This is a genomic window from Vibrio sp. 10N.222.52.C12, from assembly GCF_041474215.1.
GTDB lineage: Bacteria > Pseudomonadota > Gammaproteobacteria > Enterobacterales > Vibrionaceae > Vibrio > Vibrio crassostreae_C.
Genome location: NZ_JBFRTR010000168.1, coordinates 14,735 through 39,886, shown reverse-complemented (window position 1 = coordinate 39,886; position 25,152 = coordinate 14,735). Strand labels below are relative to the sequence as shown.

At 44.4% G+C, this 25,152-nt stretch carries 13 protein-coding genes; 5 read left to right on the top strand and 8 right to left on the bottom strand.

Annotated features, from left to right (window positions below; all coding sequences use genetic code 11):
- Positions 1 to 444 precede the first annotated feature (444 nt).
- Positions 445 to 636: a hypothetical protein gene (locus AB4623_RS22915; protein ID WP_372147425.1), complete on the top strand. Its 192-nt coding sequence runs from the start codon at positions 445 to 447 to the stop codon at positions 634 to 636.
- A gap of 206 nt (positions 637 to 842) precedes the next feature.
- A complete protein-coding gene (locus AB4623_RS22910) occupies positions 843 to 1,262 on the top strand; it encodes a BLUF domain-containing protein (protein ID WP_017067227.1) in 420 nt (139 codons plus the stop codon).
- A 106-nt stretch (positions 1,263 to 1,368) separates the two neighbouring features.
- On the opposite strand, the gene AB4623_RS22905 is transcribed toward AB4623_RS22910, so the two are convergent.
- The 3 genes from AB4623_RS22905 to AB4623_RS22895 form a co-directional block, all read right to left on the bottom strand.
- Positions 1,369 to 2,319, bottom strand: a complete 951-nt coding sequence (locus AB4623_RS22905; protein WP_372147424.1) for an OmpA family protein — start codon at positions 2,317 to 2,319, stop codon at positions 1,369 to 1,371.
- Between the two features lie 62 nt (positions 2,320 to 2,381).
- Positions 2,382 to 5,897: a hypothetical protein gene (locus AB4623_RS22900; protein ID WP_372147423.1), complete on the bottom strand. Its 3,516-nt coding sequence runs from the start codon at positions 5,895 to 5,897 to the stop codon at positions 2,382 to 2,384.
- Positions 5,898 to 5,924: 27 nt separating this feature from the next.
- Positions 5,925 to 16,319 (bottom strand): hypothetical protein, encoded by a 10,395-nt coding sequence (locus AB4623_RS22895; RefSeq protein ID WP_372147422.1) that lies wholly within the window; start codon positions 16,317 to 16,319, stop codon positions 5,925 to 5,927.
- A 306-nt stretch (positions 16,320 to 16,625) separates the two neighbouring features.
- On the opposite strand from AB4623_RS22895, the gene AB4623_RS22890 reads away from it, so the two are divergent.
- Positions 16,626 to 18,485 carry a helix-turn-helix domain-containing protein gene (locus tag AB4623_RS22890; RefSeq protein ID WP_372147421.1) on the top strand — a complete coding sequence of 620 codons (1,860 nt, stop codon included), beginning with the start codon at positions 16,626 to 16,628 and terminating at the stop codon, positions 18,483 to 18,485.
- 28 nt (positions 18,486 to 18,513) lie between these two features.
- Here the strand turns inward: AB4623_RS22890 and AB4623_RS22885 are convergent, their stop codons facing one another.
- Positions 18,514 to 19,380 (bottom strand): LysR family transcriptional regulator, encoded by an 867-nt coding sequence (locus tag AB4623_RS22885; RefSeq protein ID WP_017065956.1) that lies wholly within the window; start codon positions 19,378 to 19,380, stop codon positions 18,514 to 18,516.
- Positions 19,381 to 19,524: 144 nt separating this feature from the next.
- Here AB4623_RS22885 and AB4623_RS22880 point away from each other — a divergent pair, with 144 nt between their 5' ends.
- The gene (locus AB4623_RS22880) at positions 19,525 to 19,899 is read left to right on the top strand and encodes a nuclear transport factor 2 family protein (RefSeq protein WP_372147420.1); all 375 of its coding nucleotides are present in this window, start codon (positions 19,525 to 19,527) and stop codon (positions 19,897 to 19,899) included.
- A 204-nt stretch (positions 19,900 to 20,103) separates the two neighbouring features.
- Here AB4623_RS22880 and proX read toward each other — a convergent pair whose 3' ends face one another.
- Genes proX through proV form a run of 3 tightly spaced genes read right to left on the bottom strand, consistent with a single transcriptional unit; the run spans position 20,104 to position 23,389 of the window.
- Complete coding sequence (gene proX, locus AB4623_RS22875; RefSeq protein WP_017065372.1) at positions 20,104 to 21,111, bottom strand: glycine betaine/L-proline ABC transporter substrate-binding protein ProX; 1,008 nt, start codon at positions 21,109 to 21,111, stop codon at positions 20,104 to 20,106.
- Positions 21,104 to 22,198 (bottom strand): glycine betaine/L-proline ABC transporter permease ProW, encoded by a 1,095-nt coding sequence (gene proW, locus AB4623_RS22870; RefSeq protein ID WP_372056734.1) that lies wholly within the window; start codon positions 22,196 to 22,198, stop codon positions 21,104 to 21,106. Before proW ends, proX begins: the two co-directional genes overlap by 8 nt.
- Before the next feature lie 3 nt (positions 22,199 to 22,201).
- On the bottom strand, positions 22,202 to 23,389 hold the full coding sequence (gene proV, locus AB4623_RS22865; RefSeq protein WP_017067805.1) for a glycine betaine/L-proline ABC transporter ATP-binding protein ProV: 1,188 nt from the start codon (positions 23,387 to 23,389) through the stop codon (positions 22,202 to 22,204).
- 641 nt (positions 23,390 to 24,030) lie between these two features.
- Here proV and AB4623_RS22860 point away from each other — a divergent pair.
- Positions 24,031 to 24,768: an HAD-IIB family hydrolase gene (locus AB4623_RS22860; protein WP_372147419.1), complete on the top strand. Its 738-nt coding sequence runs from the start codon at positions 24,031 to 24,033 to the stop codon at positions 24,766 to 24,768.
- A 49-nt stretch (positions 24,769 to 24,817) separates the two neighbouring features.
- On the opposite strand, the gene AB4623_RS22855 is transcribed toward AB4623_RS22860, so the two are convergent.
- Positions 24,818 to 25,030 carry a TIGR02450 family Trp-rich protein gene (locus AB4623_RS22855; protein WP_029236446.1) on the bottom strand — a complete coding sequence of 71 codons (213 nt, stop codon included), beginning with the start codon at positions 25,028 to 25,030 and terminating at the stop codon, positions 24,818 to 24,820.
- Positions 25,031 to 25,152: the final 122 nt, after the last annotated feature.

The following is a 25,152-nucleotide window of genomic DNA, read 5'->3' as shown; positions in this document are numbered from 1 at the left end:
CCAATATTAAAATCAAGCCTATGCAATTAATAACAATTATAACAACGCCACTTAGCATATAAAATTCAAATAAAAAGAAGGCTTATTGAGGAGTCTACTCATCGTAAATCGATGTACTTTAGTTAAGTGAGATATAGGCCGATAATATTTCCAATAACCGACCAAACATACCAAACGGCGGGCATAATTCCTCCTGCTTTGTAACCACTTATTTCAACGCGATTTTTGCGACAAACTTCGTGTTCAAGGAATGCTGAACAGTGGTCACATAACGCTCCACTTGTCATAGGTCGCATAACTCCCTTGCCCACTATCCATCCGGCTTTTAAATACCTGAATCACTCAATTGAACATATCAATATAGCTTATCGATTAAGCAATTGATCTCATAATGTAGAGTCTGTACGCTTACACTATGCACACGGTTACCTAATGAAGATCACGATGAACGAACTACTGACATGCGGTATGGAACAGAAACAACGAACAACGGTGACGAGTTTATTCGCAAGAAATGGATTTAAGATCGCAACGACTGACTTTGATGATGTGACTTTCGAACGTGAAAATGTGTTGGTCAACGTTCGATTTGATTCCTCTTCTAACGTTAAATCGATTTCAACTCTAAACAACTAACGAGCTCACAAGCAGGTCGCTAAAATAATTGAATGGCCAACATTCGAGTCATTTTAGCGTATCTTGCAACCTGCCCTTTTCTACTTCATCCCCATCCTCTTCTCTTCCAAAAGCCACCGAGTGACAATTAAATCAATGACTCGCAATTCCATGAACTTGGCTTATATTTATTAATACCCTTTGTACAAAAATTCGAAATGATGCCTGTGTTCCTAACTCGGTTAATTTATGTCAGTACGCTCTGTGAAAGTTGCGATTCTCAGGCTTTGAACGACATTCTTCAGATTTCACACGACCGCAATAAGCAAAGCCATTTAACAGGCCTTCTAAGCCACAATGATAAGTACTTCCTGCAATGTATTGAAGGTTCGAGAACCGCAGTGAACCATACTTACAATCATATCTTGAATGACACGCGACACAAAAACGTCATGATTTTATATTTCAAAGAGATCGATTGTAGGCAGTTTGGTGATTGGTCTATGGGTGATATTCCACAATCTAGCCTAACTGAACTGGTTAATTTACAGTTTTCAACATCTGATCAATTTAACCCGTACGAAATGTCTGGCGAAAGTGCTTATCGAATGCTTTTAGAGTTAAAGCAAAATTTGCCATCTGAATAGATCTTCGACCCGACTTAATCCGTAGAGCGAGCAACAAAAAGCCCCAACGTATGGGGCTTTTTGCGTTTTATTGTAAAGGCAACTATTCGTTATTCTTCGGTGAACTCTAATCGCTCTCGCTGCTCACCGCTTCTTGTTCGCTGCCAGCAAGAGCTTGCTGTTCGGCGGTAATATCAGATTCTTTGAACACAATGAACGCGCGGCGGTTTAATGCATCGGCTTTTTCAGAGCGTTCATTAATCGCAGGCTGCAACTTACCAAATGACTTCACTTCCCAGATGAACTGCTTAGGGTCGAGTTTGGTTTTGAGGTATTCAACCACCGTTTCTGCGCGGCGCTCTGCCAGCTTTTCATTGTAAGAAAGTGAACCCGCTTGGTCGGTGTGCCCTGCCACCATTATGCTACCTTGCAGGCCGCTCAACTTAGTTGTGAAGTCATCTAACTGTGTTAGGTCTTCTTGCTTGAGTACTGACTTATCGAAATCGAAGTGCGGCGTCATTGCCATATAAACTTTACGTTCTGGTTTTGGCGGCTCACAGAAAGGCATCTCTTCGTACTTCTGAGCTTCTTCAAACACGATAAATGCACGGCGGTTCTCCGCTCGGTCTTTATCTGTCTTACCAAACAGAAGAGGTTGAGTCTCACCAAGATGTTTCACTTCCCAGTCATATTGCGTTGGGTCTAGTTGCCCTTTCAAATAATCTGCGACCGATTTAGCACGGCGCTGTGAAAGACGTTCGTTGTATTCCAGAGAACCTTTGTAATCAGTATGGCCGACAATCGTGATACGCCCTTTGAGGCCTCTGATCTCTTTAACAAAGGTATCCAAGTTGATCTTATCGAGGTCGCGTAATTGATATTTATCAAACGCAAAATGCTCTGCGATGGCGATGTGCACCTCACGATCTGGCGCCAAACACTCGCTGATTAAAAACTTAGACACATCGATGCCAGCAAACTTGTCTCGGTTCTCCTGACTCACGTACGTGTCGGTTGCACAGCCGGACAGCAGCAACGTACTCATCACTGCGCTTATTAGGAAAATAATTGTTTTCATCTTACTCTTAACTGTCACTTTAAATTCTCAACTCTTAACTTTCAACCTACTTTGGGGCATGCTTAGATCTTACCGACTAAGTTAATAAACACGCCGGATGCGTCGTAGTCGTCATCATTGGTTAGATCGCTATCAAACGCAGAGAAGTTATAACCAACCCCCATTTTGAAGTTCTCGCCAATGTGCTTGTTCACCGAAACTAACGCACCGTGTTCTAGCTCATCGTTGAGTGTGTCTGTTTTCCAGTGGTATTCACCCGTCACATCCCACTCTTTCATCACACGGTAAGAAGCGCTTAATCCGTATAGGTCGATATCGCTTTTAACCAGCTCATTCGAACCAGATGCTCGTTCAAAAGCTTGCTGTTTGTCTTTATGGGCGTACTTAGTACCGATATCCCAGTGTTGGTCAATCGAATAGATCGCCTCAACTTCAATGATCTGACTGGTTTCGTCTTGATAATCCACATCGCGATCCAGTTGATCGAAATCTGCAATGTAGGTGTAGCGGCTCAGTAAGTTGAGTCGATCGTTGTAGATCGGACGATACGCGAGGCCGCCAGTGGCTTCGGTAAATTGCGCCATGGTTTCGCCCGTGGTTTCGCTTTCGGTGATGGAGTAGTTGTACTTACCAAATAGCGTGTACTCTTCCGTTAAGTGATGCGTGTAACGGTTGGTCGTCACGATTTGTTGCAGTTCTCGCTGAGCGATGTCAGGGTCGTCTTCACTCTTATCCACTCGATATTCAAATTTGTGGCTTAGGGTGATGTCATCTAGGTCAATTGAAACATTGAAGCTAATAGATTCACGCTCTGTGGTGATGTTCTCGTCATCTTTAATTTCCCCAAGCTGATAACCGATCCCCATCTCGACATCTTCCGTCACGTCGTAACCAAAGCCGTACGAGTCGATACGGCCATGACCGTCGTTTTCATCAACAAACTGGTTCTCTTGGTAGAAATCGACACTGCTAGTCAGGTCTGCACGCTGACCAACAATCACGTTGTTTTGACCTTCGTAGTTATCATCTACATAAGTTACGTAGGTTGAGTGGTCATCGGTTACATCGTAAGTCACAGTCGCTTCTGCTACTTGGCCTCGGTCGCCATCGGTGTATTCGCCGCCAAGAGACAAGTCTTCCAACACTTGGAATTCAGCGCCAATCGACGCGCTGTCGTTTTCATCATAGTCATCCGACTGATCGACGGTCTTTTGCCCTTTAACGTAAACGCTGTTCTCGCTGTCCCACATGTATTCCAAACGCACGCCCGCTAAGGTCGCATCGCTGTGCTCGTCGTTTTGGTTAAGCTCTTCAGTTTGTTGCCCTGCCGCCGAAACTTTGATGTGCTCGGTGATTTTGACTTGAGTCTCGATCTCAATCGTTTCAGTATCTGTTTCTAGATTACCATCGACATCGCGCTCTTCATTGGTCGAGAAGCGAGAGAGAACCGCCAAGCGATCAGTAGCTTGTAAACGAACTTCAGCACCGTATGCCTCTTGCTCTAGATCATCGCTGCTGCTCGCGTAGCTGTATCCCGCGTCTTTGTCTCGGTACCAAAGCTTAAGGTCATTGCCAACGGCACCAAAGATGGTTGGAGCAAGATCGTAAAGGCTAGTCACAGCCGTTATTTGGATACTGTCACCCTCGCGATCTTCTAACGTATCGCCAATGGGCGTAAAGGTTAAACCACCATCGGTAGAGACGAAATTCGACTCGGTTTGCCTGCCTTCACTGTGTGCAAACTCAGCCTTAATGTAGGTACCTTCTGTTGCACGCAACGTTAAGTCCGTACCGTAAGACTCGTAGTCTTGGTTGTCCTTTTCTTGAGTCGCATACGTCACGCCAACACCAACGTAATCGTTGATCCAACCTTTAGCACGACCACCGTAAGACATCGCATCTAATGAATCTGAACCTTGTGGGACGTACTCATAGTCGACAACCAGAAAGTTTTCGTAGTCGTCTCCGTTTTCAATCACGCTGCCAAAGCTGTCGGATAGGATGTTGTCGAGTGGCTTGGTCAAAATAATTCGACCTTGGTACGGGTCAAAGTCATAGTCGACGCCCGGCTCAAGTGGGATTTCATTCTGCACTAGGCCAGATTCATCTTTTACTTTGACGTAAACTTTGTCACTTCCCGGTACCGCTTCACCATGACGAAGAAAGTACAGAGAACCGCCTGTGCCCAAGAACTCATCGTGTGCATACAACGAGTCTGCTTCTGCGGTAAAACCAACCACGTTCAAACGATCTTCACCATATTGTGTAGTATCGCGAGTGCGATAATCGGCTTTGAAACCATAGAGGCTACGGTTGTAATCGTTGTTCTCGGTGCCTGTTAAACCCGTGTTGTAGTTACCCCACAAGTATTGAGACTTATCGTATTCAACATTGAGGTAAACCTTGCCTTTGGTGTTGACCACTTTTTCGATGTTTGAGCTGTCACCATAGTTACCGTAATAAAGCTCATCGTCGTCTTCGAGGATATCGAACACATCCGAATCGTCGGAGGCGAACGGATGTTTGAACATGTCTTTGATTTCACTTTCTCGCGTATCAAAGTGAGTCGTTACACGAAGTTTGTCGCCAAATTTACCCTGACCAAAGTACGCTAAGCGACCTTGGTTGTAGATGTCATCTTGGTACTGGTCATCGACACTTAATGCATCGCTATTACCAGACACATTATTCTTACCAACATAAAGATCAGCCAAGCCAGTTTGTGCGTAGTACGTATCTGGAATACGAACGTAAAGCTTGTAACGACGTTCATCACCGTTATCAAACACAACCTTGGTTGGGAAAATGTAGGAATCTGTTGGTAAGTACTGCTCTGCGTATAAGTTGCCATCTTCGACATCAAATTCATCTTCACCGATGATGACTTTATCAACGCCTTTCAAACCGGTGCCAATGAACTTGGCTAAGCCCGCATTGGTCGGGATGTTGTGACGCATCAGCTTTGCCTGTCCGTAACTTTTACCTTTGCTCTCTTCATCGTCGTTATCGTTTCGGTCGATATCGACTTCAGAGTCCGGCTTAACTAAGTCAGTCACACCAACGGTGGTCACATCCATGTTGCCATCTTTGTCCCACGCTTTTAGGCGGAACATCAGCTGCTCACCGACCTCAAACTGATAATCAACATCAGTTTGACCATCCCAATTGATGTCAGAGTCGTTCGCCAGTTTATCGCCTTCAAGCACAGCGATTGGCTCAGACAGACCAAAGTCACCCACTCGGTACACTTCCAACTGGTACTTTTTGATGTAGTAACCGTAGTTGGTGGTAATGGTGAAACCGACGCTGTCACGCAGTGTGCCTTGTTCGACTTCTAATTCATCGCTGACACTGACATCTAATACTGGGTCAAAGCGAGTGATGTCACGGCTTGCCCAAATAGCGCCTTGCTCTAAGTAAATACGCGAGCTGTCTTGGTCTTGGTTCGGCTTGGTGATTTCAATGCCAGTCGTCTCAGAACCGAGTTTTTCAAGCTTACCTGTGTCTTTCGCTACCGCCATCACAGGAATGGCCGTTAACACACACGTCGCTAAACGAGACTTACTAAATACTTTCATACAATTTCCAGTTACGGTTCCAATGGCTTACTTCTGTTCACTTTGTTGGTCTTTGCGATGAACGCTAAAGTTGAACTTGGTGAGCTTGTTCGGGGTAATTCGCAACACTTTTGGGTTTTCGCTCACCACTTCCATGGAGGTGGAGAGCGAATCAGTGTCCAACTTCACGAGGAAGTTCTTACCTTTCTTATTGAGTACCCATTGGTCGGGCACGTGGTAACGACCGTACTGGTCTGTGTAAATAACGATTCCCTCAACCGTCATCAACTTAACGCCCGGAATACCATCTTCGTAAATACCTTTGTTCTCGATAACGATTTCCCACAGGTAATCCTCGCCATCGCGATACAGGTTTCTGGTTACGTTGAGGTTTTCCGCGCTCAGTCCCTTTTTCTTGTCCGATTCATGCTTAAACTGAATCTGACCTTGTGTGTCGAACTCGATACGAGAGCCCGCATCGGTTGTGACGTAGAAATCAAAGCTTTGCTGTGTGCGAGTTTTAAATTGAATCACCACTTTGCTGGTTTCTGGCAGTGTTCGGTTCACTGAATGTCCCCAAAGGTCACCAAGCTCCAAACCTTGTTCAAGTGCAGTGGTTATCGCACCATCTTGAATAGCAACGTCTTGACCATCACGAATGATGTGCGTCGAATCAGCGATGTAGCCTTGTGTTGCTAAGTTCGCAGTTAGCTCAACATCAAACGCGGTTGCATCAGCTTGGAATCCATCTTTGTTATGATCTTCAAAAACTTTACCGATGATCGATGAGGTATCGAACACCTTGTCCGGCTCAATGGTCACTTTGGCGGTGTCTTCATTAGAAACAGCCGAGCCATCAACCTTCGCTACTGCGGTGTTGATGTAATCACCAAAAGTGGCACCTACCGAGACACGCAATAAGTAACGAATACGCAGCTTCTCGCCCGGATCAAAGTTCAACGATGTGAACATTAACTTGCCCGTATCTGATGGATCTTGAGAGATAACCTGATCGTCTTCCGTACCGAACTCACCATCAATGCCGCTTAGCACAACTTCTGATGTATCCACGATGTATTTCAGACCACCTGGGTAACGGTCTTCCACAGTCACGTTCTTAAAGTAAGATTCATTGTTGTTCTCAACGATGATCTCGTACTCAACCGCATCACCCACTTGCGCGGTATCTTGCAACGCAGACTTGGTCAGCTCCAACTCTCCAGAATTATCAGGAATCTTCTTGATATGAGTAGTTACACTGTCGCTGGTTTCGGTACCGTCAGATTCGGTCGCCGTAAAGGTATTGGTAATGTCGTCATCCAAGCCCTTACCTAGCGTACCCACGACCTCAAACGCGTAAGCATTTCGTTTGTTGGATTTCAGGTTAACGGTAGTGTCTAAGTCTTTATTCGACGGGAAAGAATGACGCTGAATAACCGCGCCTGAGTCGTCGACTTCCACACCTTCAATTGTCCAATCGATAAAGACTTTATTACCTGTGCTGTTTTGTAGTCCACTGATCTCATCGGTTAGACGAACATTAGCCGCGTTACCTTGACCGTTGTTGGTCACGGCTAAGTAATAAGTGACACTGTCGTCATCTTCGGTGTATTCAGGCTTATCAGAACGTTTTTCAACAACCAAATCAGCACCCACTGGCGGCAAATCCAAAGCAGATACTTGATCTGCCAATGCCTGCATCGAGGTTTCAGAGGCCAACATGCCTTTAGAACGAGCGCGCATCGCTGGGCTACCAGTTAAGTCGAGGTAGTATCCAAGCACATCGATATTAGTCAGCATGTCTTCGTTGACCGTCAATGTGAACGTGTAATCAATCTTGCCGCCCGGCGATATGTCGACCAAGGTGAACAGGTCTTTGTCGTCATCAAAGGTGCCAGGTTGAGTTTCAGCCCCTTCTGATGTTGCCGTTAGTGTCCATTCATCAAACGCATTACTAAAATTACCATCAATATGATCACCCATGGATTCAGAGAACTGGGTGTAAAGCGCGACATCTTTGGCTATACCTCGGCCTATGTTTTGCACCACTAAGTGATACTCAACCTGCTCTCCCGGCACGTAATACGGGGCATCGGTAAACAGCTCAGCTTGAACCACAGCCGCAACTGTTTGAACTGGAGGACTGATAACATCGCCGCCATCTACTTGCGCAGTATTAATGATGTGTCCGGTCGCGGTATCGACTACGGTGCCTTTTGAGCGGAACACAACTGTGCCGTGCGGTGCAATATCCACACTGTACTCAATCGGGCTAATTTGCTCCGTCGTCGTTCCTACCGTGGTTGACTCAACAACCAAAGAAGTGGTTCCAGCAACAAAAGCAGGCCCAGTGGTACCATCGTAATAGCCCACCTCTATCGTGCTCATGTCATCGACAACACTTAAATCGCTGATGTAGTTGTTAGAGGTGTTTTCAATGGTAATCAAGAATTCCAGCTCACCACCCGGCTCATACTCGGTTTGTACGTTAGTTTTCGTCGCAACAAACTCAGAGTCTTTCGGTGTCATGACTACCGTTGAGTCTTGTGGTGTTCCGTTATAAGTGATGGTTGCCGTGTTACTGATATCGCCAATCGCCGTCGTACGAATCAACGCCTTAACATGGAATGTCACGGTACTTTGTGGCGCCACATCCATACTCACATCGATATCTTCACTCAAGTCGAACGTCTTGGGAGTGACAACAGAGCGATCATCCGAGGCGTCAAAGCTCACTTCCCATAGTAGGAATGCCGACTCTTGTTTATCCGCGGTCGTGTCGACTTGAATGTCACTGATGATGTCTTGAAGTTGAACACCAGATGCAAACGCATCAGAGCTGTTGGTTACGGTGATGTCGTAGTTAATCAGCTTGGTTACTTCATACGATGGCGTATCAACCGTCTTCTTGACCGAAACCGTCGCCAACACTGGTGTACTGGTAGCACTGTCATCAAATGTTGTGCCGTCAAAGGTCGCTGATGCGATGTTAGTAATATCGCCTGTCGCCAACGGATTAGTCGCAACTTGAATAGTGAAAACAATACTGTCTTGAGGCGCAATATCGAGCGTCTCATGAAGGTCTTCACCACGGGTTGCATCCGGTACTGGGGTTTCACCGGTTGTCGATACCGCCGATATTTGGATTGAAGCAGGGTCAAAAGCTTGTTCAGTCGTACCACCTGCAATCGTGGTTTCAACCGACTTCAGCGCATCTTCAATAGCAACATCTTCAGCCCAACCTAAGCCGTTATTCTTAACAGTCACGGTGTACTGAAGTGTTTCTCCCGGAAGGTACTCTGCTTTATCGACATCTTTAGTGATCTCAACTTGCGCATCTTCTGGAATGTAGGTCGCGTCTGCAGAGTGCTCACCGTCGTCGCTATCAACTTTAACGACGTTAGTGATCTCGCCTTTGGCCTTATCATTAACAGTGTTGGTCACGACAAATGAATAACTGTCACCCGGGTGAATGCTGTAAGTCGCACTATAACCCTGTGCGTTATTAACCACATCTTTGCGAGCGTTCAGGGCTGGATCGCCACTGCCATCAAGCTGTTCGTCGCTAATGATCCAATTACCTGTCAACGCTTGCTCTTGATCTGGGCTGTTAGCCACCTCTGTCATGATGGTATCGATGCGATCCGTCAGGACTTGATCGACAAGGTAACCTTCACCTGTGTTAGCCACGGTGATCTTGTATGAGATAGGTTGACCCGGTTGATACTTAGCATCAGGTTCTGCAATTGGCGTCGTTTCTTTGGTTAGAACCAATTGACCCGACTTCGGAGTGATAAAGCCTTCTCGTAAGCGAGCGATCTTCGAATCGTCCAAACCATGTCGTAGATAAGCCGTATTGGTAAAGCGCCCAATCGCATCATCACGAACCTTGCCTTGAACGTGAATACGGACAGCTGTGTACTTATCACCACCACCCGTCCCGGCATCGTCTCGCCCAGCAATCTTGATCGATTCAACAGGTAAATCGATGTCTGGACTGTTTTGACCAACTAGCTTATCAAGCTCAGAGAAGTCATTAGCGTCAGGGTCTGACGGCGCCGAGTTATAAAGCACATCGTAATCGACGCTCCACTCCGTGAGTGCGGTTTGCATCGAACCATCGACAGTTTCGACTTCGAAGCCACTGATGATGTCGCGGATTGAAAACAGGCCAGAATCCACATCATCGTTGGTAATATCGATGTAGTAATTCACCGTTCCACCAGGTACGTACGTAGGTGTATCTGTCCACTTATCAACTAGAATGTTCGAGCGGCCAGGGTTGAGGACAATATCGTTGGTGTTATCGCCATTCACTTGTGCTGTATTGGTGATGGTACCTGTCGCTGACGTAGACACTCTGCCTTTCACGTCAAATACAATGTGCTCACCTGGGCGAAGGTCGACAGTTGCATTCAATGGTGCACTGCCGTTGTAGTTACCTCGTACGTCATAAGAACCAACAGGTTCCACAGCAATCGCGGTGGTCCATTCAGAGAACGCATCATCACCATCTTCGGTTTTGATGGTATGAATAGCATCGATAACACTCACGTCATTCGCGATGCTATCACCCGTATTCTCTAGCGTAACTTGATACTCAACATCCCCGCGAGGTGCGTAGGTACAGCTACTGCCATCGTTTGAAGGAACTGAACAACCAGCCGATTCACCATCGGTGTAAACCAAGGTTTTGAAATAGTCGAGCTCAGCTTCTTGAGGTGGGATAGTTTCTGACGTCGCAGACTCATTTTCTGCCGTCACTCGGTTGGCTTCGATAGTTCCCAAAGCGTCATCACGGATAACACCCGTTAAGTTAAACGTCAGTATTTCACCTGCGGCAATATCGGTTTCAATATTCAGGTTATTGTTTGGGTTATAGCTAGGAACATAGGTATCGACGTTGGCATCAATACCATTACTGATTTCGTGAATGATATCGCCCGAAACAAAGGCAGACTCCATTGTTCCGCCAATAACCTCAACTTGGATATCCTTTACCGTGTCTTTGATTTGAATATCATTCGCCCAACCGTTTTCAGTGTTAGTGACCACAAATTCATACTCAACTTCGTCACCCGGCAGATAGGTATCCCCATCATTGAACGGGTTGCCGTTAATCGACACCACGCGTTTTTCAACACTGATATTATTTCCTAGTGGCATTAGAGTCGCAGTACGAACCTTACCGTCATAATTCGCTTTGTTTTGAATATCGCCCAACGCATCCTCACGAATCTCAGCATGGATGGTGAACGTTAGGCTTTCTTGAGGCGCGATAACAATGTCGTTATCAATATTGACGTTATTACCAGAAACGAAGTCAACCGCGTCTGTAATCGAACCTACCGCTGCCGTTTTTTCTAGCTGCACTTCCCAACCAGATAAAAATGGCTGGCCGACAGGGTCAGTGCCAGACGTCGAGGCATCTTCTGCAATGCGAGTCTGAATTGCAGAAATAGTATCTTCAAGGCGAGAACCATACTCAATACCATTACCCGTGTTCTTAATTTGAACTCGGTAGTAAACCTCACTTTCACCAGCGACTTGAGAATACTCAGTCTTTGCCGAGGAGAGGCCTGCGTCATAAAATGCTTTCTTAGAGAACGAAATTTCAGGCTCAGCCATCTTTGCAGGTGGAGATACGGCAATTAGTTCATTTCCGTCATCTTCATCGATGTACGCTCGGTTAGTGAAAGAACCTACTGCTTTCGGACTGATTTTGGCCTTGATGACGTAACGCACAAACGATGACAATACTACACCGCCAAAGTTGTCTGCCGATATATCAAAGTGCGTATCAATCGGTTGATTGTCTTTAATCGAGTTATCTAAATCAGGATCTGAAATCCCCGATCCATCAGCGAAAGTTTCAATCGTCCAACTATCAAACGCCGAACCGCGAGTTCCATCGTAGTATTGAGTCGTTATCTGGTCGATATCATCACGCAGGCTAATGTCATCAACGTGCGCCGATGCGATGTTCTCGATTAGGATTTCATACTCGATGTAGCCGCCAGGCATGTAATTGGTAGCACCAACCAACTCATTACCATCCGTGTCGTAGTAAGCCAGAATGTTTTTTTCGTAATCAATTTTGCGACCAGTTTGCGAAATATTATGAGATATCGTGTCGCCATCGACGGTTAGAACGTTAACAACATCGCCATTGGCTTTGTCATTGATGGTCGCGACAACTTGGTACTCAAGCTTAGCGCCCATCGGAATATCGGCTTCAACATTTAGGTTACTGTTGGTTGATGTGTAAACATTGCCAGCACCTGCGCCCGCATCCACATACTCAGAATCAGTTCCAGTTGCGATCGATGTGATGGTCCAATCTGAATACGCTGGTCCTGTATTACCATCCACTAAGCTGACCGTAATATCTTCGAGGTTATCGACGATTGGAATATCGTGAGCGTTACCTTTGCCGTCATTCTCAATCACTAAGTGATAGGTCACGGTTTGAGCGGGCTCGTACACCGCTTCATCAGTCGTTTTATCAAAATCTAAATGGTAGCCATCGGGAATCACGACGGTATCTCGATAATGAATATCACCGACCGCATCCGGTCTTACGGTACCTGTTACTGTGTAAGTCACGTCTTCGCCAGCATCGATATCAATCGAGGTTACGATGTCAGTGTCGTTCGCAACATCACCGTCTTTGGTACCATCTGTTGTACCCGCGTTCGCAGGATCGCTCTTAGCAACCGCCACCGTAAACTTGTTTGAACCTACCGAATCATCGAAAAATGGATTACCTGAATTGCCATCTTGTAGCTCCACTGATATGTCATTAATCAGTTCGTTAACGTCTACGTTGTTTCGATAACCATGTCCATCTTGAGAGTTGTACCTAATGGTATAAGTCAACTCATCTCCCGGAGAGTAGCGGTTAATGTTAGTAGTGCGAACAACGCCGCCGTTATTATGTACCTGATGGTTTTCAGCCACGGCACGTTTGGCATACTCACAATCGTCAGTACAACCGGCATTATCATCATGAATCAGCACGGCTTCGTTGCGGATTATGCCGCCGTCTCTGTCCGCTACACCGTTAGATACCGCATTGTCTTTGACATGCGCCTTAATACGCACCGTGACAAAGTCTTTGGCCGGAATTGAAACTGGGAACTCCACATCTTCAGTCGTTTGAGGGCCGAAACCAGAGCCAGTATCAACAGACCAATAGTCAAACGGGTTTTGATTAAGAACATCTTCTACTTCACCATCTTTATCATTCGCTAGCGTAGTAGTGATCTCACTCAGGCGATCCATGAAGATAAGATCGGTCTCATCAGTGTCGCTGTTATTGCCAATAACGATGGTGTAGGTGAGATCTTCACCCGGCGTGTAGCGGACAACATCGGTCGTTTTGGCTAATGAAACATTGATGTCATAGGTACTGTGTGAGTTATCTATTTGAGCGGAAGAGCTGTGGTCACGGTCTGTAATAGGATCGTAAACATCAACACGGTTCGATACTTGTTCTTCTTCATAGTCAGACTTAACAATGCCGCTCACCTCATAGTGAACCCACCCTCCGGGAGTGATATCAACGTCGGTATCGATGTCAGTGTCGTTAGCAATGTCACCGTAACGAGAACCCGGTTTATCTGTGTTGGTCGAACCTACAATTGTCCAACTATTAAAGAAGTTAAGCGCTGAAATACTATCTTGTACCGTTGCGTCATTTGCATAGCCAACACCGCGGTTATAGATATAGATATCGAACGTAGCGCGCTCACCTACAACAAAGTCGGTATTTTGAGCGGTCTTAGCGACTACAAGATTCGGCTCGCTAGGATAGGTACGTACCGTATCCGATAGATTAGTATCTGGTCCCGTCACTGTTGCGGTATTGGTGAATGCTCCCCAAAGAATCTCACTGTCGACACTGCGATCGAGTGTCCCAACAATGGTATAAGTAATCGTCGCACCTGGCGGGATCTGAGCGGTGGCATCCAGATCATTGTTATCCGAGAACGATCCAGGGTCAGTCACGGCTTTCACCCACGGGGAGTCTGCCTCTCTTTCTGCACTGATCGTCCACGAAGAGAACACGGGCTTGGTTTCACCCGGCTCGTGAAGTAACTCTGCTTCTATGGTACTGATTTCATCTTTAACATTGATGTTAGAGGCGAAACCGTTCCCTGCTGGGTTGGTAATGCTGATCGTATAAGTGACAGTATTGGTGGTGTCGGTATACGCGTTTTGTTCGTCATGACCATCAACACGCTTATCCAATACTAAGTAGTAATCTCGTGGGTATGAGCCTCTATCGGAATAAAGTACGCTGTCAACCGTCACTTCATTACGGATTTCATCATCGGCAATGGGGTTTACGATCGCGGCAATGCTATAAACGATCTTATCGTGTGGAGCTAGCTTTGCCTTCACATCTAAGATCTTTTGATTCTTCTGATTACCTTCTATGTCATCAGTAAAGCCGGGATCACTGTTTGTCGAAATTGAGCCGTCAGAGGCATAAGATTTCGCAGTAATAATCCAGCTCAAATACGCTTTAGTCGGTGTATCATTAATAGACTGAGTCATGACAGAGACTAAATCATCATAAACCGGTATATCAATCGCATAGCCGTCACCGTTATTCTCTACCGTGATGTCGTAGTTCAGGGTACCGCCAGCTGAGTAGTAACGAGAATCCACTTCCTTTTGGACCTTTAATTTCGAGTTTGGCATTTGGACGCCAGAACCCGACTCGCCTAAGTTATCCCCTAAGCACAAGCCGGCATCGGTACCATCATCAACAATCTGCCCCACACTGGTGTCTGCCACTTTTGCGGTCAGCTTATAATGAACGAAGCCCTCAGGTGCGAGGTCGACTTTCAAATTGATGTCGTTTGTTGTCCAAGTATTGTAATTAAATGAACCATAATTCGATCCTTCACCACTTCTATCAGCGACTTCAAGCTTCCACTCGGAAAATGCTGAAGCATTAGAGCCATCCGCTTGCTCTGTCACGATACAAGCAAATTTATCGACAACTTCGATATCGTTGGCGAAGAACTCTGTGTCCTTGTTAGAAATAACAATGTCATAGACCACTTCGTTATCACCGACTATCCCCGGAACATAAGTCGTATCTGTGGTGTTCTTATTACGTGTAATTTGACTTGATGACGTCGTCAGAACGTCTTTCGAATCGAGAATATTGGCCAAAGCATCGCCAGAATCTGCGTGGCCATCAGCATCAACCACTCGGGCTGCAACTTGGGGAATTTGACCAATAGACACAGGGCTAACGTCCACCACAACGGAATAAACAATCTGCTCACCGGGATAGATAGACACTTTGTCTTCTAGTGACTTGTTGGACTCCTTTCCAGATGCATTGAGTTCAGAAAGGCTATTAGAACCGATCGAGGTCACTTCATTGGTCCAAAAATCGTAAGGGTTACCAACCGTGTCAGTTGCGTTCTTTTCGTTGCTGACATCGTTACCTAGATCGGTTTCAAGATCCGCAAGAAACTGCTGAACCGAATAATAGTACGCGATACCAGTGTTTGCTTGATTAGCAACCGTGACCGTATAGGAAAACTCATCGTCGACTAGGTAGTTATCCGATTGGTTCAAGGTATGTGTCAGGGTGATACTAGGCTCAGTGGGTGGAGTGATAACCTCATCAACTGTGACCAAGTCATCGCGTGTTTCAGCGATTATACCGTCATTAACGATGTCGCCGACTAAATTGTCGGCAACGGTCGCTTTAATTTCGTAAGTCACAGAACCGCCTATATCAATCGACGCAGCACTTACTGATAAGTCCCCTGATTCGGCGAAGGTGCCTGGATCGCTTTTGCTGCCTTCAACCTTGCTTACTGAGTTAACGTTGTCAGTAAAGGCTTGTTGCAAAGCCCCTTCAATATTGAGTGCCTTTATGTCTGAAATGACATCTTGAACGTCGATCGTCTGAATAAACGTATCGCCAGTGTTCGAAACCTCAATCTTGTAGGTGAGTTTGTTATTGAGTTGATAGTTCGTCTTATCGACTGAAACAACAACATCATGTTGGTACACACCACGCTGAATGGATTCTGTATTTGATTCAACAGCATCCAATAGTCCAGTGCTCGCACTTGCGACGTTATCAATCGTACCGGCTGCGTCAGCAGAAACGGTGGCGACCATGGTGTAGGTCACCGACCCACCAGCCGCAATACGCACACCTGATGCATCTAAGTTTCCGAAGCGACTGTAATCACCTGGAGATGACAGGAAGGAGGATTGCGCTTGAGTCGAAACTTGCGAGAACGCGTTAGCATTATTTCCTTGGTCATCTGTCGTTAAGATATTTAACAGCTCATCTTTAACGTCCAACTCAGCGATAGCTTTATCCGACTCATTCGTTAAAACAAGCGTATAAGCCATCTCTTGGTCGTTGTCGTAAGACACGCTGTCAATAGACAGATCCATAACAAGACCCGTTGTATCCGCATAGGAGGCAAATGGAAACAATAGAATGGATAAGAAAAAGGCAAGATTGTATCTGAACATTAACGCGCACTTCACAGTAGATTGACAAGTGTCTAGGCAAAAAGCCATAGATTTGACGTCACTAATTTGGCACTTAGCCTGTTAGGGACATGCGCAACATACAGTTCAAATAATCCGAACAATTAACATCCGTAAAAAACAAATTACTGAAGATGTTAAATAGAGAATCCGATGTCTAAACTAGAATCAAGACATTGAGTTAATTATCAGAAGGTTAATGTTTTAATGAGTGAGTTTTCACAGTTGTTACGTAACTTCAGAAAGGAACTTCAATTTACACAAACAGAGTTTGCAACCTACTTAAATCAGCTGGACGATGAGTTTAATGCGGTTGACGTCGTAACGATAAATCGTTGGGAAAACAGTAAGGTAAAGCCTAGTACATACAAAGCACTCAAGATCTTACAGCACCTTGGCGGAAATTTGTTTGAGACAATAAAGAGCTTTAAGTCCGAACAAAAAGACACACTAATCGAACTGTTTTTAAACGAATCCTATGGCTCATTTCAAAGTAGAATTTCAGCTCTATCAGGCCTGAATCAACAACAAGGCGAACGCAACTTTAAGTCACTGCCTTTAATGTCAGAGCCATGTGACACTGGCGTTATCGACAGAATCAAACTACTTTCTAAATTCACAAAAGTAGATATATCGCCACTGGACCAAATTGATTTATATCTCTATTACTGTGAGAAAAAAGCACATGGTCACAAACTGATCAATGTAGATGGCGACATTGTGAGTCACAACGTAGGCTTTTTCTTTGAAGACCATCAATTTGAGACATTAAAAACTCAAGAGCTAGATCTAAGAATGGCCTGCTCTTTAAATTCAAGCAAAAGCATAAATTATTTTAATATAAGCTCACACTCAGAGACAAAAGATCATGTTATTGAGCATATAGTTTCAGATATACAGTTACTTTCTCAGAACAAAAACATTAAAAAATATTCTGTTTTAGTAAAAGACCCCAATATGATGAGACTCTTGAAGAGTGTGGGGTTTGAAGTATTTAAATTTTCAGAACCTTCTGCTAAAAAATGTAATATTACATTCAAAAATAAATATTATAGCTACTGTATATTAACGATTGATAAAATAGACTATCTGACGAATCGGAACGTAATGTCACTAATCAAAGATGAATATTCTACCATGATGAAATTTCCGCAATTACTGCGCGAAGCGCGCAAGAAATTGAAGTTAACGCAAAAGGATTTTGCGGCATACATTAATCACTTAGATGATGAATTCAGCTCTGTAGATGTCGTAACGATAAATCGATGGGAAAATAGCAAAGTAAAGCCAAGTAATTACAAAGCCCTAAAGCTATTGGACTGCCTTGGTCTGGACTTGTATACAACGTTGAAATCCTTTGATTCAGAAGATAACGAAGACAGTGCATTACTTGAAGACTTCCTTCGTGAGAGGTTCTTTTCGTTTCAAAGCCGAATATCGTCTATCACTAAAGGGGAAATAGAAGAGGGCTGCGACTGTCAGATCATGCCATTGATGACAGATCAGAATGACAAAGCAATAATAGATAGAATAAAGCTGATTTCACAATATACAAAGGTAGACCCTTCAGCCCTTGATGCTATCGACCTGTTTCTCTATTGCAGTGAAAAAAAGGCGCATGGCAGAAAAATGGTCAATGTTAATGGCGATATTGTTAGTCATAGCCTAGGTTTTTTCTTCAACGAAGAGGTATTCGAGCAATACCAAAATAAGCATCTACATATTAAGCAAGCCTGCTCTTTAGATTCTAATCATAACTTAAATTACATTGTGGTTAGCGGTCACTCTGAGAAGCGTGAACAATCTATTGCGAACCTGATTTCCGATATGAAGCTTCTTGCAAGAAATACTAAGATTAAAAAGTATTCCATGATCATAAAGAACCCAAGTGCATTGGAACTTATGAAGAACATCGGATTTGAAATATGGAAGTTTTCAGAACCAACAGAACAAAAGTCGAACATCACCTTCAAAAACAAAAACTACCGCTATTGCGTACTGACTATCGACAAGATCGAATTACTGAGTAATAAACATGTTATTTCTTTTATTAGTAAATATGGTTAAGCACCGGATTTTGCCAACGATAGAAAGCTTATACTAAATTCTGCTTAAGCTTTTCTTCCAACGCATGGATACACAGCTTGATGGCGATAGGCGTATTTGAAGCGAATGGATTTAGCGCATAAACCGTGTTGGTGGGTAATTCAAAGCTTGGCAGCACGTCGACAACATCACCAAATAACTGAGGAATGCAGAAATCTGGAATCACACCGATACCAACACCTGATTTAATCAGTGCAAGGCAACTGTGGAACGAATTGGTGACGCAACTAGCTTGCTGTTGGTAGACAAAGTCCTGCTCAGTTTGAGAACTAAAATGATGAGTCACCTGCTTTCCCTGCCAAGAGTTTGCAATGTAAGGAATCGATTCAAGCTCACGTTCACGCATGCTTTCAACGCCACATAACACATCTTTAAACTCACCTAACCTCTTCTGCTTTAAGTTACTGTCACGAGAACTGCCCACTCGTACCGCGAGATCAATATCGTGCTCCATGAAGTCTAAATGCTGATCGTCGCTTATCAGTTCTGGCTTTAACTTCGGATATTGTTTCATCAGTTCGGCAATAACAGGCGCTACCAATAAATCCATCAAGGCATTCGGAGCTGTGATACGAATCCGGCCTTGTGGCTCTTCTAGCTCGGCTTTTACCATATCCCAAGCCGATTCAGCGATCACATTGATGTCTTTGCAACTCAAATAAAAGCGCTCACCCATGCTTGTCAAAGTTTGTCTTCGTGTTGTGCGTTTAAGGAGAGAGGCGCCTAACTCTTGTTCTAGAATTTTGAGATGTTGACTGACGACAGATTTAGACAACTCTAACTTTTCAGCCGCAGCCGAGACTGAACCCTGCTCTACGATATGAGCGAAAATCGACATCTGCTTTAGCTTACTCATCTTATTGTTCTCTTTTTACAAACAGTATTTTCTATTATCTCTGTTTTTCAAATCAATTTCCAAGACTAAACTCAATTCAACTTATCGAAATACCAAATAAAAAAAACAGTGCTCGAAACAACAAGACTGTTATGGAGAAAGACAATGTTAGACAACCAAATTTTAGAAGCATGTAAGCAAGGCATTAACGCGTGGCAAAAGGCTTTCAACAACCAAGATGCGAAAGGTTGTGCCGATCAATATACTAAAAGCTGTGTAATGGAAGCGCGTCCATTTGGTACTTTTGAAGGTCATGAAGCGATTCAAGCATTTTGGCAAAACATCATCGACCAAGGTTTCAAAGACGTTGATTACACCGATGTAAAATGGGAAGAGCACCCAGACGGCGGTTACATTCTTACCGCGAGTTGGACAATGAACAAAGCGTTTGGCGTTGTACATCATGAACACTGGGCACTTGAAGCCGATGGCTGCGCTCGCTTAGTCAGCGACAACTTCGAAGTTCAAGGCGAACACTAGAGCTGTAATTAACAGCTAGAAGCTCAAAAATAGAAACAGAAAACAAAAAGCCAGCAATCCAAATGGACTGCTGGCTTTATAATGTTCACTCTTGTCGCCCTTTCACTTGGTTTGAAGGTGATTGAGTGACTCTACACAATCACTCAACACGCTCATCATTTCAAATCAAAGTGTCTGGTAAGACAGAACAAATACAAGTCAAAGTTACAGTGCTGCTTTCTTCGCTTCTGTAATCCAACCATCGAACGTGCTTTGGTTCGCTTTGATCCAACCGTTTACGTGCGCTTCGATATCAGCAGAGCTGTTCTTACCTTTACTCATCATCATGTTCTGAGCGCTTACATCATTGATGTTAAGTTTGATGATTTCAAAAAGCTTCGCTGCTGATGGGTTGTTCTTAGCAAACTCTTTATTCGCAATAATGCGCATTGAGTTCATTTCGAAGCCGTAGTTTTTGCCGTTAGATAGCGTCGTATCCACGTTCGAACGCTCGCCAGGAAGTGCTGAGAAAGGAACTTCTAACCAAACTACATCTTCGTTAGGCACCAATACGCCACTTACCCAGTAAGGTGTCCACGTGTAGTAAAGGATTGATTCACCCTTTTGGTAACGAGAAATTGTATCTGCAATGATTGCAGCGTAGTTACCTTGGTTGTGAGTTACCGTATCGTCCAGTTTGAACGCTGAAAGTTGGTGTTCAATCACCATCTCACAACCCCAACCTGGGTTACAGCCTGTTAGGTCTGCTTTGCCATCACCGTCCGCATCAAACAGCTTCGCGATTTTTGGATCAGTTAATTGACCAATGTTGGTGATGTTGTACTTTTCAGCCGTTTTCTTATCAATTAGGTAACCTTGAGCAGCGCCGCTTACATATTGGCCTTCACGGTAGAATTTCTCATCACCACCTGCCATTGTGTATTTATCAGCATGAAGCGGGAACCAACCTACCGTTAGGAACGTTGCGTCACCCTTTGCAATCGAGGTGTAGCCTACGTTGTAGTCCACTTCTTGAGTTGATTTCACGTCATAACCCAGTTCTTCTAGAGCACGGTTAACGATCAATGTTTGGAACGTCTCTTCCGCTACAGACGATTGAACAGGCTGAACTGATACGCCCTCACCCGGTAGGCTTGCTGCCCACACGTTAGTCGATACCGCTAATGTAGAAACGATGCTTACTGCGAGTTTACTCTTCCATGAATTATTCATTGGTGTTTTTCCTTAATTGAAGTTCTGATTTGTTACCGCGATTAAGTACATTCAGTACAAGGGAAACAGGTCCCATGCGATACCAGCGTAATTTTGTATTACCAGCATTGACACCCAGTACTTGGGTGATTCTGTCTAATAAGATGGCTAAGATAACGATGCCTAAACCACCAACAGCGGCCAGTCCCATATCCAAACGGCCAATACCTCTCAGTACCATTTGACCTAAACCGCCTACCGCAATCATTGATGCGATAACCACCATAGATAGCGACAACATCAGTGTTTGGTTCACGCCCGCCATGATAGTTGGCAATGCAAGTGGCAGTTGAATTCGGTAAAGCATCTGCTTTTTGCTTGCACCGAATGAGTGACCCGCTTCGATCAATTCTTCCGGTACTTGCTGAATACCCAAGATGGTCAAACGCACAACAGGAGGAAGTGCGAATATGATGGTCACTACTACACCCGGAACGTTACCGATACCAAACAACATTACGATCGGTACTAAATAAACGAAGGCTGGTGTGGTTTGCATAGCATCCAAAATTGGGCGCACGAATTTGGCTGCCGTGTTACTTCGGGCGAGCCATATACCCATGGGTAAGCCAATCAATAGACAAAAGAATACGGATGTCATGACCAGTGACAGTGTGGTCATTGCTTCAGACCAAGCACCAATCAGGCCAATGAAAGTCAAAGATACGGCCGTTGCAACGCCAAGCTTCAAGTTTGAAAACTGCCATGCGACTAAAAACAGAATGATCAACATGAATGGGGCTGGCGTAGACACCAACGCCGTTTCAAATGAACTTAGAATAAAATCGATAGGCACACGGATTGCCTGGAATAATGGGCGTCCGTGCTCAACTAACCAATTCAGTCCAGACTCTACCCAAGTGTCGACAGGCAAAACTGCCTCTGCAAAAGGGTTCAGTGGATCAAAAGGTGTCGCTTCAACGGTTTCGCTGCTTAACCAATCCGCTGACGGTGAGGTATCAGCGGATTGACCCCAAGGATCACTTGCAGGTTGAGCTGGAGGAGCCGATTGAGACCATGGGTCATTATTTGTTTGTTCAGACGACATGATCTACCCCTTATCCAATGTTTGTAACAGTCGTGACTTAGTCACCACGCCAAAGTAATTACCTTGCTCATCCACAACAGGCACTGAGTAAGGCACACCACCAACTAGGCCAAGCACATCATTGATTGGTAAATCAGGGTTCAGCGTTAGTCCATCATCGAGCTGTGCGCTGATGAGTGATTTGTTCTCTTTGTGGGCTTTACGAAGCGAGTCGATAGAGACAATGCCGGAGTAACGGCTGCTCTTCTCAACTACGATGCCGTACTCGCGGTCGTTATCCATCAAAATTTGTAGAGCGGACGCTGGGCCATCGTGTTCTGATTTTTTAAATACCGCAGCTGGCTTCTTACGCGCAATGTCTTTCACAGTAAGTACGCTTGCTACGTTCACACCACGGAAGAAAGCTTCGACATAATCATTCGCTGGGTTACTAAGAATATCGTCTGGAGTACCGACTTGAACCACTTCGCCATTTTGCATAATCGCAATTCGGTCACCGATACGCATCGCTTCATCCAAATCATGCGAGATAAAAACAATGGTTCGTTTATCGTCATTTTGAAGGCGAATAAGCTCATCTTGCATTTCAGTACGAATCAAAGGATCGAGCGCCGAGAACGCTTCATCCATCAACAAGATATCTGGGTCACATGCTAGTGCACGAGCCAAACCAACACGCTGCTTCATACCACCAGACAACTCATCTGGGTAAGATTCTGAATATGCGCCAAGGCCAACACGTTCAAGTGCTTCAAGTGCTGACTGCTTTCGTTGCTCAACTTCAACACCCGCAAGCTCTAGACCAAATGCGGCATTCTCGATGACCGTCATATGCGGCATCAAAGCGAAATTTTGGAAAACCATCGAGATGTTGTTGCGGCGAACTTCGCGGAGTTCATCTTCTGAGATGTGGGCAATGTCTTTGCCTCGAAGAAGCACATTGCCTTTGGTTGGTTCGATCAAGCGGTTAAGAAGGCGTACTAGGGTTGATTTGCCAGATCCTGACAGTCCCATTATGACGAAAATCTCGCCTTCTTGGATACTAAGAGAAACATCGTTAACGCCGATCGTTAGCCCTGTTTCTTCGAAAACTTTATCTTTATTTGCGCCTTCATTAATCATTGTAAAAGCACGGTCGGTGTCTTCACCAAACACCTTGTACAGTCCCTTAACTTCCAGTATGGGATCCATGTAATCTAATCCTTTCTCAGTTATTTAAACTTAAAAATGGTTATTTAAACCCGAAAAACAATTAGCACTCTAAGTAATTGGCACATGTAAATCAAGGAGCTTCGTGCGGTAAAACAAGGTGACAGACCGAAACCAGACCAGTGACAGCAAGACCAAAAAACAAGCAAAAATATAACAAACCACTGATAATTAAAGGGATAAATTAGACAGATGCACTACCAACATTATGTATTACTTAGTCGTAGATTATTGAATATTAATTTTACATTAGAGTAATTAATAGGCTGAATGAACCAACAAAAGCCATAATTAGTTCGTGCACAAACAATTCGAATACGAACTATTTATTAAGCTTTCATGATGTTTCCGAGGCGAAAGTTCGCTCGGTAACAAGGATAAGATCGACTCTCAATCTCTACCTAAAAACCAAAGGTCAACCGTCTAAAGTCAGCGAGTTGAAATCAAACTTTTAGACCAAGAATTTTAATACATCACACCAACTGTGATACTTGCTGCAAACTGTCAATTGGTGATTATCTAAGCTGGGTTTCAACTTGTAGAGTGCTCATTGCTGAGCCATTCTTTATAGAAGAAATAAGCATTTCCCCGTGACGAAATAGAGAAAAAGACAAGGAATTCGAATGATAAAAATGTTGGTGTGTGACTTTGACGGTACGCTTGATGGAGGCTCATCTCACGGTGTTAACCAGCTATTTGATTACCTCACAGAACAACCTGATATTCGCTTTATCATCGCGACAGGAAGAACATTACCTTCGATTCGAATGGGTTTAGAATCGGATAACTACCCGAAGCCACACAGTATTATTAGCGATGTGGGCACCAAAATTCATCATGTTCATTCCCAAAAACCAGACCATGTTTGGCATAACCAACTGGAAGCTTCTTGGAACAAAACAAAGGTAGAGACGGCTCTCGCACCCCTTGATTTTATGGGTGAGCGCATAGAAAACCATCAAGGCGATTACAAGATCACCTTTGAAGGAAAGCTTTCAGAGCCTCAACACGAACTGATTGAATCTAGCTTGGAGATGCACGGATTAGATGTTCACCTTACTTACTCTCATGATTGGTACTTAGATATCACACCAAAAGGCGTTAACAAGGCGACTGCGATTCACCACCTACTCGAACAACACGATTTGAGCGTTGCAGAAGTGTGCGTCGCAGGTGACTCAGCTAACGACACCTCAATGCTCACCATTGAAGGCGTAAACTCGATACTGGTTGCTAACCATTACCCAGAGGTTGCTCACCTATCGGATAGAGACAACGTATACACGAGTAGAGCAACACATGCGGAAGGTGTTCTTGAAGGGCTCAGATATTGGCAACAGAAGTCGTCGAGTATCCGATAAACAGCAGTTCACCATGAACAACAGATTCTGATCAAACAGGCTTCTAGCCCTACTTCCAGCCTGGGAGCCAATTTTGATTATCAGTAAGCTCTCGCCAATTGATGTCTTCTTCTCGTTTGGTCATCACCGCTTCTATCAAACAACGAATAACCTCCCCTTCTTCAAACTCTACCTCTGTGACCATAAAGTGTTTTTCTTTCTTTACAGGGCTAACGGCCGTCCATTTACTGCGAAGTAGTTTCTTTGGATTGATTCGATTCATTGGTTCTGTCCTGTCTTAGTTTTTTAATACTTTGTCTATAATCCTCAAAGAGTTAAAAAGATCACTTCAAGTTTAAAAAGCCCACGATTCAAACCCAGGTAAGTCATAACTAAAATCAATAA